The sequence below is a fragment of the Streptomyces sp. CWNU-52B genome, assembly GCF_047444975.1.
GTDB lineage: Bacteria > Actinomycetota > Actinomycetes > Streptomycetales > Streptomycetaceae > Streptomyces.
Map to the genome: position 1 here is coordinate 548,210 of NZ_JBLFJV010000019.1, position 12,125 is coordinate 560,334.

Annotated in this window: 10 protein-coding genes; 7 read left to right on the forward strand and 3 right to left on the reverse strand. The window is 70.8% G+C overall.

Annotated elements, in window-relative coordinates:
* The first annotated feature begins 62 nt into the window (after positions 1-62).
* Positions 63-647: a GNAT family N-acetyltransferase gene (locus ACLVWQ_RS20290; protein ID WP_414110339.1), complete on the forward strand. Its 585-nt coding sequence runs from the start codon at positions 63-65 to the stop codon at positions 645-647.
* Positions 648-670: 23 nt separating this feature from the next.
* Positions 671-1,450, forward strand: a complete 780-nt coding sequence (locus tag ACLVWQ_RS20295) for a class I SAM-dependent methyltransferase (RefSeq protein ID WP_414110341.1) — start codon at positions 671-673, stop codon at positions 1,448-1,450.
* A gap of 63 nt (positions 1,451-1,513) precedes the next feature.
* Here the strand turns inward: ACLVWQ_RS20295 and ACLVWQ_RS20300 are convergent, their stop codons facing one another.
* Positions 1,514-1,864 (reverse strand): ArsR/SmtB family transcription factor, encoded by a 351-nt coding sequence (locus ACLVWQ_RS20300; protein ID WP_414110342.1) that lies wholly within the window; start codon positions 1,862-1,864, stop codon positions 1,514-1,516.
* 80 nt (positions 1,865-1,944) lie between these two features.
* Here ACLVWQ_RS20300 and ACLVWQ_RS20305 point away from each other — a divergent pair, with 80 nt between their 5' ends.
* On the forward strand, positions 1,945-3,924 hold the full coding sequence (locus ACLVWQ_RS20305; protein WP_414110343.1) for a heavy metal translocating P-type ATPase: 1,980 nt from the start codon (positions 1,945-1,947) through the stop codon (positions 3,922-3,924).
* A 100-nt stretch (positions 3,925-4,024) separates the two neighbouring features.
* On the opposite strand, the gene ACLVWQ_RS20310 is transcribed toward ACLVWQ_RS20305, so the two are convergent.
* On the reverse strand, positions 4,025-5,173 hold the full coding sequence (locus tag ACLVWQ_RS20310; protein WP_414110345.1) for a winged helix DNA-binding domain-containing protein: 1,149 nt from the start codon (positions 5,171-5,173) through the stop codon (positions 4,025-4,027).
* A gap of 836 nt (positions 5,174-6,009) precedes the next feature.
* Between ACLVWQ_RS20310 and ACLVWQ_RS20315 the strand changes: the two genes are divergently transcribed.
* The 4 genes from ACLVWQ_RS20315 (at position 6,010) to ACLVWQ_RS20330 (ending at position 11,161) form a co-directional block, all read left to right on the forward strand.
* Positions 6,010-6,783 carry an isoprenyl transferase gene (locus ACLVWQ_RS20315; RefSeq protein ID WP_414110346.1) on the forward strand — a complete coding sequence of 258 codons (774 nt, stop codon included), beginning with the start codon at positions 6,010-6,012 and terminating at the stop codon, positions 6,781-6,783.
* 378 nt (positions 6,784-7,161) lie between these two features.
* Positions 7,162-8,487, forward strand: coding sequence for a PhoH family protein (locus ACLVWQ_RS20320; RefSeq protein ID WP_414110347.1), 1,326 nt, complete (start codon positions 7,162-7,164; stop codon positions 8,485-8,487).
* Positions 8,488-8,942: 455 nt separating this feature from the next.
* On the forward strand, positions 8,943-9,668 hold the full coding sequence (locus ACLVWQ_RS20325; protein ID WP_414110348.1) for a transglycosylase SLT domain-containing protein: 726 nt from the start codon (positions 8,943-8,945) through the stop codon (positions 9,666-9,668).
* Between the two features lie 134 nt (positions 9,669-9,802).
* The gene (locus ACLVWQ_RS20330) at positions 9,803-11,161 is read left to right on the forward strand and encodes an AI-2E family transporter (protein WP_414110349.1); all 1,359 of its coding nucleotides are present in this window, start codon (positions 9,803-9,805) and stop codon (positions 11,159-11,161) included.
* A 398-nt stretch (positions 11,162-11,559) separates the two neighbouring features.
* On the opposite strand, the gene ACLVWQ_RS20335 is transcribed toward ACLVWQ_RS20330, so the two are convergent.
* Positions 11,560-12,093 (reverse strand): alkyl hydroperoxide reductase, encoded by a 534-nt coding sequence (locus tag ACLVWQ_RS20335; protein WP_414110413.1) that lies wholly within the window; start codon positions 12,091-12,093, stop codon positions 11,560-11,562.
* Positions 12,094-12,125: the final 32 nt, after the last annotated feature.

Here is a 12,125-nt window from a genome sequence, read left to right on the forward strand (position 1 = left end):
CGAGTCCCCGAGTCGTCGTCGACCGTGCCGACTGTCAGTGCCCGGTGGCAGACTCCCTCGGTATGAGCGACGACGCCCACGGACAGCCGCCGCGCGCAGCGTCACGCGTGCGGCTCAGGAGCGTGACGGAAGCCGACCTGGCGGTGTTCTTCGAGCAGGAGCACGACTCCGAGGCGGTCCGGCGGTCGAGGTTCACCCCTCGCCCCCGTGACCGCTTCATGACGCACTGGCGCACCCGCATCCTCGGGGACGACACCGTCTTCGTACGGACGGTCGAGGTGGACGGCGCCCCGGCCGGCAGCATCGTCGCCTGGTGGGAGGACGACGGGGACGGGGAGGAGCCCCGGCGCTTCATCGGCTACTGGCTCGGCCGTGCCTACTGGCGCAGAGGCATCGGCACCGAGGCCCTGGGCCTCTTCCTGCGCGAGGAGAGCAACCGCCCCCTCCACGCCGACCCGTTCGCCGGGAACACCGCCTCGGTCCGGCTCCTGGAGAGGCACGGCTTCCGTCGGGCGGGCACGGTCCAGCACGGCGACGACGTCCACACCTTCCTCGTACTCGAAGCCGGATCCGTACTTGGACCCGTACCCGATGCCGATGCCGATGCCGATGCCGATGCCGAAGGAAAACCCGGTCGCGACGACTGACCACCGCCTGCCACCATCGCCCGATGGACCCGACCAGCCGCACCTTCCAGGAGCTCGTCGCCGAGGCCGAGGCCGCCCCCACCGACGGGTGGGACTTCTCGTGGTTCGAGGGGCGCGCCACCGAGGAACGTCCCTCCTGGGGGTACGCACGCGCCATGGGGGAGCGGCTGGCCGGGGCGGAAGCCGCGCTCGACATCCAGACCGGCGGCGGCGAAGTGCTCGCGTCCGCGCGGAAGCTGCCGCCCCTCGTCGTCGCCACCGAGGGCTGGCCCCCGAACGTCGCCAGGGCCACCGCCCTGCTTCACCCGCGGGGCGCGGTCGTCGTGGCCTCCCCGGACGACGTCCCGCTGCCGTTCGGCGACGAGGCCTTCGACCTCGTCGTGAGCCGGCATCCGGTGCGGCTGCACTGGTCGGAGATCGCCCGTGTCCTCAGGCCCGGCGGCACGTACTTCGCCCAGCACGTCGGCCCCGGCAGCGTCTTCGAGGTCATCGAGTACTTCCTCGGCCCGCAGCCGGCAGCCGGGCACAACGACCGCCACCCCGACCGTGAGCGGGCCGGTGCCGAGGCGGCGGGGCTGGAGATCGTCGACCTGCGCGCGGAGCGGCTGCGGATGGAGTTCCACGACATCGGAGCCGTCGTGTACTTCCTGCGGAAGGTGGTGTGGATGGTGCCGGGCTTCACCGTCGAGCGGTACCGGCCGCGACTGCTGAGCCTGCACGAACGGATCGTGGCCGAGGGCCCGTTCGTGGCCCACAGCTCACGCCACCTCTTCGAAGCCCGCAAGCCCAAGCCGCAGCTGTAGCTGTAGTTGCACCCGTACTCGTACCTGTACCCGTACCCCAGCCGAAGCCGAAAGCCCGACCCCTCAGGCCTCGTCCCGCAGGCCCAGCCTCAGATGCTCCACGTGATGCAGCGCCTGCTCCAGCAGCTCCGCGACGTGGTGGTCGTAGAGCGCGTACACGATCGACCGGCCGCGTCGCTCTCCCGTGACGAGCCCCAGGTTCCGCAGCAGCCGCAGCTGGTGCGAGCACGCCGACTGCTCCAGGTCCGCAGCCTCGGCGAGTTCGCCGACCGCGCACGGCCCCTCCCGCAGGCGCGCCAAGATGCGCAGCCGGGAGGGCGTGGCCAGGGCCTGGAGCGTCGCGGCGACGTCCGCGGCGCCGACGGCGTCCAGACGGTCGCGGGTGCTGCTCTTCGCATCGACTCCATGACCCATGCCGTCATCGTAGCGAGGCGGCCACGCCATCCATCGGAATGAATGAAGACCTATTCATGTGTTCCTGTATGGTGGCGCGCATGTCCACCCCGACATCCGCCTCCACGCCCACCGCCATCCCCACCCCCACCCCCACCCCGACTCCCATCCCCGGGTCCATCCCCGGGCCCGTCCCGGCTGCGACGCGCGTCCAGCCCGCCCGTACCCGGCTGCTCGCCCTCCCCGAAGCCCGCTGGGCCGCCGTCTCCACGGTCGCTTTCCTGCTCGCGCTGCCGCTCCAACTGCTCGGCGGGACCGCCTGGCTGTGGGGCCCGCTGTACGCCGTCGCCTACCTGGCCGGCGGCTGGGAACCGGCCCTCGAAGGGCTCAGGGCGCTGCGCGGCAAGACCCTCGACGTCGACCTGCTGATGATCGTCGCGGCGCTCGGCGCGGCCTCGATCGGCCAGGTCATGGACGGCGCGCTGCTCATCGTCATCTTCGCCACTTCGGGCGCGGTGGAGGCCCTGGCCACCGCCCGCACCGAGGACAGCGTGCGCGGCCTGCTGGGTCTGGCACCTCCGACGGCCACCCGCCTGCACCCCGTGACCGGTATGGAGGAGACGGTCGAGGCCGGTCGGCTCACCGTCGGGGACCTGGTCCTGGTACGCCCGGGAGAGCGGGTCGGAGCCGACGGGCGCGTCCTCGACGGCGCGAGCGACATCGACCAGGCGACCATCACCGGCGAACCCCTCCCCGTTCCGAAGGCGGCCGGCGACGAGGTCTTCGCGGGCACCCTGAACGGGACCGGCGCCCTGCGCGTCCGCGTCGAGCGCGACCCCTCCGACACGGTCATCGCCCGCGTCGTCGCGCTCGTCGAGGAGGCGTCCCGCACGAAGGCCCCGACACAGCTCTTCGTCGAGCGGATCGAACACCGCTACGCGCTCGGCATGGTCGCGGCGACCGTCCTCGTTTTCGTCGTCCCGCTCGCCTTCGGCGCCGAGCTCACCGGGGCGCTCCTGCGGGCCATGACCTTCATGATCGTCGCCTCCCCGTGCGCGGTGGTCCTGGCGACGATGCCGCCGCTCCTGTCGGCCATCGCCAACGCGGGCCGCCACGGCGTGCTCATCAAGTCCGCCGTCGTGATGGAACGCCTCGGCCAGGCCGACCGGATCGCCTTCGACAAGACCGGCACCCTCACCGAAGGCACCCCGCAGCTCACCGACGTCCTCCCCGAACCCGGTTTCTCCGCACGCGAACTGCTCTCCCTCGCGGCCGCCGCCGAGCATCGCAGCGAGCACCCCCTGGCCCGCGCGATCGTGGCCGCAGCCGGCCGGCAGCTCCCGGGTGAGGAGGCGTACGACTTCCGGTCCGCGCCGGGGTGCGGAGTGACTGCGACCGTGGCCGGGCGGGTGGTGGAGGTCGGTTCCCCCGACCGCCTCGGCGAGCCAGCGACGATCCCCGGCACCAGTGGCACCAGCGGCACCGTGGTCGTCGTGCGTGTGGACGGCGTACGCGCCGGCTGGCTGCTCCTCGCCGACCGGCTCCGCCCCGGCGCCCAGGACGCGGTCTCGGCCCTGAACCGCCTCACCACCGCCCCGCCCGCCCTCCTCACCGGAGACAACCACCGGGCCGCCCGTGCCGTGGCCGAGCGGACCGGCATCCCCTCCGACGCCGTGCGCGCGGCCCTGCTCCCGCACGAGAAGGCCGAGGCGGTACGGGACCTGGGCGGCCGGGTCCTCTTCGTGGGCGACGGGGTGAACGACGCGCCCGCCCTGGCCGCCGCCCACACCGGGATCGCGATGGGCAGGGCCGGTTCGGACCTCGCCCTGGAGACCGCGGACGCCGTCCTCGTCCACGACGACCTCACGGCCGTACCGAAGGCGGTCGCCCTCTCGCGGCGAGCCCGGCGGCTGGTCGTGCAGAACCTGTGCCTCGCGGGGGCGTTCATCACCGCCCTCGTCGTCTGGGACCTGGCGGGTCACCTCCCGCTGCCCCTCGGCGTCGCGGGCCACGAGGGCTCCACGATCCTGGTCGGCCTCAACGGCCTGCGTCTGCTGAGGGAGAGCGCATGGCGCGAGTAGTCCCGGGGAGCCACCCCCTGAGCAGGAGCGCGTGACACGCAGGCGCGCCACGCGCTCCTGCTCACGCGCTCTGCTCAGGCGCTCCTGTCGGGCGCTTTTGTCAGGCGTGCGCCCCCGTCGTCACCTTCCCCACCACCAGCTCCGGCTTCGCCTCCAGGACCTCGCCGACCCGCTCGACCTGTTCGCCCAGCTCCTTCTCCTGCGTGCCCGTCAGCCGCCCCAGCGGTTCCACCGTCACCGTCGTCCGCTTCCCCTGCCGCCGCTGGTGCCAGACGCCCGCGACCACCCCGTCGACGAGCAGCACGGGAAAGTTCCCGGCCTGCCCGCCCGCCAGGGCCCGCTCGTAGGCGGCGCCGGGGAACATCCGCTCGCGCGGCTGGGCGGCGACGGCGTACGCGTCGAAGTAGGGGAGCAGCCGCACGCCCCGTACCGCCTCGGCGGGGAAGTCCGTGTCGCCCGACACCACCCAGGCGGGCGCCCCCTCGAAGGCGACCTCCTCGATCCCGCCGGAGGAGGCCAGCGAGGCGAACAGGGCCGCGGCCCAGCCCCGGGGTGCGGCGGCCCACCTGGCGAAGTGCTGCGGCGTCGCGGGGCCGTACGCGTACAGATAGTGGCGTACGAGTGCGGCGAGGGCCTCGTCCGCCGGGAGCGGGTCGAAGCGCGGCGGGCGGGTGTAGGCGGCCTTGCGGCCCCGGTCGGGCGCGAAGCACAGCGCGCCGGACTGGCCGGCGCGGTGCATCACCTGGCGCCAGCGCGGCCACTTGCCCTGGAAGGCCTCCAGGACGAGGTCCCCGGCCCAGGGGCCGGTGCGGGACACGACCTCCTCGGACAGCTCGTCGATGGTCAGCTCCCGTCCGTCGAGGGCGTCACCGACCGCCGCGACGACCTGTTCCTCCTGCTCGGCCGTCATACGCACCGCCGCGTGCTGGGACGTGACGCCGGGCACGGCGGTCAACGCGGCGCTCCAGAAAGGGAGTTCACCGGCGGCGAGGAGGTGGATCGTGCCGCGCGGGCCGTACGTCTTCACCAGGCTCCGGTCGTCCCACAGCGCCGAGCGCACGTCCTGCCGGGTCGAGCCGTCGAGCCGCAGCGCCACGGAGAGCTCGGCCGCCGACAGGACCTGCGCGTGCACGGCGAGCAGCGTCGAGACGACCTCGGCGACGGATGTCCCGGACTGCGCGGGCGTACGCAGCAGTTGGCGTCCGTAGCGCCGCGCGCTCGCCTCGTCCCATGTGATCGTCGGTGTCATGGTGGCGACGCTAGACGCGAACTAGGTCAGATCCTGTCCTCTCCCGCCCTCTCCCGCCCACTCCCGTTCTCTGGACCCGTCCTCCGGCTCTCTGGACCCCGTCCTCCGGCCCCTGACTCCTGTGCCCGGTCCCGGCCCCGGTCTCGACCCCTGACCCGCGCCCCTGGCCCGCGGAAACCCGGAAGCGATCACGGGATTTCCCCTTCCTTATGCGGATTGGCTCATTTTGGTCGTTGTTGGGGCGGTAAGTTCAGACCAAGGTGATGTGCGCCGGTGGCGTTGCGCGGGGGTCGGGAAGTCAAGCGAGTGGCGCCCGGGGCGTCACCCTTCGGAGGGACGTCCGAGGCGAATGGACCCATGCCTCATATCCTCACGTGAACCCCCTGGTTCTCTTCGGATCCTCCGCGATCACCTTTGAATCTGCTGTGATTCGGCCATGATCTGCCTCCGAACCAACGCTTCCGCACTCGTCCGGGGGTTGTCGGGCGACTCCGGAGAGTAGTTGTGGCACGCCGATGCGCGCAGCATCACTTACGAAGGGTTATGGTGGAACCCCCCCCTCGGGCCGGTCCGTCTCCCCCCCACGGACCGGCCCGTTTTTTGTGCGCGGTCGCGCGCCCGGCGTACGCCCCGGAGCCGCCGTCGCCCGCCCGCCGTCCGGCGCCGCCCCTCCAGGCTCCCCTCGCGTCCCTCGCCCCGCCTTTCCTCCCGCCCTGCTTCCGTCCATCGGCCGTAGGGCCCTGTACCCCAAGGGGGAGACGGGTCCCGGCGGGGGTAGGGTGTCGCCCTCGGGACTGCCATCTGCACACCATCTGCACGAAAGGGCTGAGGGAAACGTGAACCTGCGCGACAACCTGCGCCGCTTGCTGGTCAGGTTCTATGTACGCAGGGTGGAAGGCCACCTTGACCACGACCAGGTGCCCAAGCACATCGGGGTCATCGTGGACGGCAACCGGCGCTGGGCGAAGGCAGCCGGCAGCACGGCCGCCCAGGGACACCGGGCCGGAGCGGACAAGATCGAGGAATTCCTCGGCTGGTGCTCCGAGACCGATGTCGAGGTCGTCACCCTCTGGATGTTGTCCACGGACAACTTCGACCGCCCTGACGAAGAACTCGTACCGCTGCTCGGCATCATCGAGAACGTCGTGACCACCCTCGCCGCCGACGGCCGCTGGCGCGTCCACCACGTGGGCACGCCGGACCTGCTGCCCCCGCAGATGCAGACCGTCCTGAAGGAAGCCGAGGAGTCCACCGCGCACGTCGACGGGATACTGGTCAACGTCGCCATCGGATACGGCGGCCGGCAGGAGATCGCCGACGCCGTGCGCTCGATGCTCCTCGACCACGCCGACAAGGGCACCTCGATGGAACAGCTCGCCGAGAACGTCGACGTCGACATGATCGGCAAGCACCTCTACACCAGCGACCAGCCCGACCCCGACCTCGTGATCCGGACGAGCGGCGAACAGCGGCTGTCCGGATTCATGCTCTGGCAGACGGCGCACTCCGAGTACTACTTCTGCGAGGTCTACTGGCCGGCCTTCCGCAAGGTCGACTTCCTGCGCGCCCTGCGCGACTACGCGGCCCGCCACCGGCGTTTCGGAGGGTAGGGCGAAACGCCCCACGGCCTGTCGGGGGCCGGGGAGCCGACGTGACCCCGGGGGAGGAGTCCCCGGGGCGGCCGTGAGGGCGACGGTTGGTCCTTTGGGGTGGAAGTAATGAGGAGTTCACCAGGGCGCCGTCATGTGTGCTGGCATGGCATTGCGTGTTGGAGGGCATAAAGCTTCCAGGTCGACACCCGAATCACGGGTGTCGTATCTCAGCGGACGGCACGGGGCCGTCCGCCCGGGAGGCCCTTTGCAAAGCGCGACCGTGCGGTCAGTACGGACGAGGCGAAGGGCCGGTTCTCGGCCCGTGCATCGGTGCCGGAAACCGGTCCAGCTCTCCTCCGTCGCTCCCCGACCTCATCCGAGGGGGTACGTCCTTCCGTGGTGACCAGCACAAAGCGCCGTAGTCCAGACCGGCGCACCTATGTTCTCGACACCAGCGTCCTGCTGGCCGACCCGCACGCCATGAACCGCTTCGACGAGCACGAAGTAGTGCTGCCGATCGTCGTGGTCACGGAATTGGAGGCCAAGCGGCACCATCCAGAACTCGGCTACTTCGCCCGGCAGGCCCTGCGCCTGCTCGACGACTACCGAGTGAAGTACGGCCGTCTCGACGCCCCCATCCCCACCGGGGAACTGGGCGGGACGATCCGTGTCGAGCTCAATCACTCGGACCCCAGCGTGCTGCCGAGCGGCTACCGCCTGGGGGACAACGACTCCCGCATCCTCGCGGTCGCCCGCAATCTCCAGGCGGAGGGGTTCGACGTCACGGTCGTGTCGAAGGACCTGCCCCTGCGGATCAAGGCATCCTCGGTCGGGCTCCTCGCCGAGGAGTACCGCGCGGAACTCGCCATCACGGGCTCCTCCGGCTGGAACGGTATGTCCGAACTGACGCTCTCGGGCGAGCAGGTGGACCTCCTCTTCGACCAGGAGAGCCTGTACGTCCCCGAGGCGTCGGACTTCCCGGTCCACACGGGGCTGATGATCCAGTCCGAGCGCGGCAAGGCGCTGGGACGCGTGACGCCGGAGGGCGACGTCCGGCTCGTGCGGGGTGATCGGGAGGCCTTCGGCATCAAGGGCCGCAGCGCGGAACAGCGCATCGCGCTGGACCTGCTCCTCGACCCGGACATCGGGATCGTGTCCATGGGCGGCCGGGCCGGCACCGGAAAGTCGGCGCTCGCCCTGTGTGCGGGCCTGGAGGCCGTGCTCGAACGGCGCCAGCACAAGAAGGTGATGGTCTTCCGCCCGCTGTACGCGGTCGGCGGCCAGGAGCTCGGCTATCTGCCCGGTTCCGAGTCCGAGAAGATGGGCCCCTGGGCGCAGGCGGTCTTCGACACGCTCTCCGCGGTCACCAGCCGCGAGGTCATCGAGGAGATCACCGCGCGCGGGATGCTGGAGGTCCTGCCGCTCACCCACATCCGCGGCCGTTCCCTCCACGACGCGTTCGTGATCGTGGACGAGGCCCAATCCCTGGAACGGAACGTTCTGTTGACCGTTCTGTCCCGCATCGGATCGAACTCACGGGTGATTCTGACCCATGACGTGGCCCAGCGGGACAACTTGAGGGTCGGCCGGTACGACGGCGTGGTGGCCGTCGTGGAGAAGCTGAAGGGGCATCCGCTCTTCGCGCACGTGACGCTCACCAGGTCGGAGCGGTCCCAGATCGCCGCTCTCGTGACCGAGATGCTGGAGGACGGACACATCTGATCCCGCTCGCCCTACCTGCGAGGACTGTCCTGCCCGTCCTGTCCGTCCAGTTCGGTCCGGTTCGGTCCAGTGGGTGGTGGCCACACGTCAGTTGGCGCCGTCCGGTGAAGGCGAAAACCTTAGCCGGGCGGCGTCGTGGTGCGCGCTCGTTTCCGAAAAACTCCCGGGCCAAACGAGGTGTGAGCTTTCACACCCGGCACGGAATTGCCTTCCGGCGCCGAGGTACGGCTAGAGTCTCGTTCCTGTCAGGCCCCGCATACGACACACCTGTACCCCCAGCGGCACAGCACAGCAGAAACACCAGAACTCAATAACGCCGTCGTATGCCGCCCGCGCACCACGTGGCGCTCTCCGCAGGAGAGTTGCCCGTCGGGCCCGTGTCTCCCGTGACCCCGCAGTTGGGAGGCCAGTGCCAGGGGCACGATTGCGTCCGCGAGGGTCACCTGTAGCGGTCGATGCTGGAAGGAAACCGTGTGAGCCGGATCTCGGTCCGTGGGCTCGCAGTGGCCTCGGCCACCGCAGTCACCGCTGTTGGCGCCGTTACCGGTGTTGCCTCGGGCAGCACCGCACCCTCAAGCGACGACGCTGAGGCGACGGCGAGCGGCACGACGCTCCTCGCCGACATACCCGCTGGCACACAGGCGCAGGTTCAGACCGCCTCCCTGGCCCAGCAGGCCGACTCCCAGGCCATCGCGGCGGACGCGACCGCCAAGAAGGACGCCGAGGCCTCCGCGCGCAAGCAGGCGGCCAAGGACGCGGTCGCCAAGCAGAAGGCCGCGGAGAAGGCGGCCAAGGCGGAGAAGGACGCCAAGGAACGCGCGGAGGCCCTCAAGGTCGCCAGCCGGTCCGCGACGCGCGACGCGTCCAGCTTCCCCACGCAGTCCTCGTACTCCGTCGCGGACGTCCAGGCGATGGCACGCCAGCTCGTCCCCGCGGACCAGTTCGCGTGCTTCAGCCGGATCGTCGAGCACGAGTCCAGCTGGAACTACCAGGCGGACAACCCCACCTCCGACGCCTACGGACTCGTGCAGGCGCTGCCCGGTTCGAAGATGTCCTCGGCCGGTGCGGACTGGGCGACGAACCCGGCCACCCAGATCAAGTGGGGCCTGAGCTACATGGACGGCCGCTACGGCAGCCCGTGCGGAGCCTGGGACTTCTGGCAGGCCAACAACTACTACTGAGCCACAGTCGGCTCAACCCCGCGGAGCCCTTCACCGTCCTACGGTGAGGGGCTTCTGCCATGTACGGTCGTTGCCGTCGATGCCGACGACTCCAGGGGGGAGTGGTGGGGAGCAACGGGGGAAGAGGACGGATCATGTCGCGAGTGCCAGTGTGGCTCGGCCGAATCGGCGCCGGGCTCACCGAAGTGGGAGAGCGGTTGGACGCGCGCCGCGCGGCCGCCGAAAGGGAGGACGAGGACGACGAGGCGGGCAGGACCCGGGCGGACGGTGTGCACGACGCCTCCGTGCCCGGCTCCGCGTCCCGGTCCTCCTCGCAGTCCTCTCCCGAGGGCACGGGCGTCGCCGTCCGCCCCGAACCGGCCACCGCCGTCCCCTGGGGGATGCGGGTCGCCGCCGAGGCCGGCTGGCGGCTCCTCGTCCTCGCGGGCACCGTCTGGGTGCTGATGCGCGTCATCAGCGCCGTACAGCTCGTCGTCCTCGCCTTCGTCGCCGCGCTGCTCATCACCGCGCTGCTCCAGCCCACGGTCGCCCGGCTGCGTAAGTACGGGGTACCGCGCGGACTCGCCACCGCACTCACCGCGATCTTCGGCTTCGTGGTCATGGGGCTGGTCGGATGGTTCGTGGTCTGGCAGGTCATGGAGAACATCGACAACCTCGCCGACCAGGTCCAGGACGGTATCGACGAGCTTCAACGGTGGCTGCTGAACAGCCCGTTCCATGTCACCGAGGACCAGATCAAGGACATCGCCAAGAGCCTGCGCGAGGCCGTCGGAGCGAACACCGACGAGATCACCTCCGCGGGGCTCGAAGGCGTCACCGTCATCGTCGAGGCGCTCACCGGCATCTTCCTCGCGATGTTCTCCACACTCTTCCTCCTCTACGACGGCAAGCGCATCTGGGAGTGGACGCTCAAACTGGTCCCCGCCGCGGCGCGCCCGGGGGTCGCGGGGGCGGGGCCGAGGGCGTGGCGCACGCTGACCGCCTACGTCCGCGGCACGGTGATAGTCGCTCTGATCGACGCCATCTTCATCGGGCTCGGCATCTTCTTCCTCGACGTCCCGATGGCCGTGCCGCTCGCCGTCTTCATCTTCCTGGGCGCGTTCATCCCGCTGGTCGGCGCGGTCATCTCCGGGGCGCTGGCGGTGGTGGTGGCGCTCGTGACGCAGGGCGTCTTCACAGCGGTCATGACCCTGGCGGTGGTCCTCGCCGTCCAGCAGATCGAGGGACACATCCTCCAGCCGTTCATCCTCGGCCGGGCGGTACGGGTCCATCCGCTGGCCGTCGTCCTGTCCGTAGCGGCGGGAGGCATGGTCGCGGGGATCGGGGGAGCGGTGGTCGCGGTCCCGCTGGTCGCGGTCACCAACACGGTGGTCGGCTACCTGCGTTCGTACTCCCAGGAGCCGGCCCCGCGTTCGTCACCGGCGCCGCGGGGGGCGACGGCGATCGAGGCGGCACCGATGGACCGGCCACCCTCGGACCTGCCACCGTCCTGAACGGGTTCGCGTCCGTGGACCGCGCCACTTCCCGCCGTCAGCTCGGAGAAGTACAGCTCCGGCGCCCGGAACAGCTGGCAGGCTCCTCCCCATGGTGGCAACGGACACGTCCGGCGACCTCTCCATCGGCCTCGTGCTTTTCCTGAGCGCGGCCGGGGTCGTCGTCACACCGGCGCTCGCCGTCCGCGGAGTGCGGTTGCCGCGCCGCAGGGGCGGAGCAGGTCAAGTCCGTGGTGGGCCACGAATACACCTTCGTTCCCCTGCGTTTCAGGTGTCGTGTCACGAGGGGGCAGACGTACGAAGCCGTCGTGCCCGGATACGTGCATCCCGTGGCCGGGCCTGTCCAGCCGGTCACGGCGAGGACGCGAGGGTGGCACGCGGCGTGGCGCCGGGCGCGGCTACCCCGCCAGCACTTCCTCCGCGTCCAACGTGACCCCCACCGCCTGCACCACCGCCGCGATCTTGAACGCCTCCTGCACCGTCTCCCGGTCCACCCCCAGCCCGCGCAACGCCCGCTCGTGGGAGTCCAGACACGCCCCGCACCCGTTGATCGCGGAGACGGCCAGCGACCACATCTCGAAGTCGGCCTTCGCCACCCCCGGGTTCCCGAGCACGTTCATCCGCAGGCCGGCCCGCAGCGTCCCGTACGCCGGGTCGGAGAGCAGATGCCGGGTGCGGTGGAAGACGTTGCTCATCGCCATGACCGCCGCGGCGGTCTTCGCCGCCGTGTAGGCCTCGGGCGAGAGCTTCGCGTTCGCGTCCTCCTCCAGCTCACGCAGGACCCGCGGCGACCGCGAGGCGATGGCGCAGACCAGCACCGTGCCCCACAACTGCTGCCGCGGAAGCCGGGAGTCGCCGATCACCGAACCGAGGTTCAGCCGAAGGTCCCTGGCGTAGTCCGGGATCGCGGACTTCAGCGCGTCGAGCGACATGGCACTCCGTAGGTCGTCGGGCGGCGGGGAGG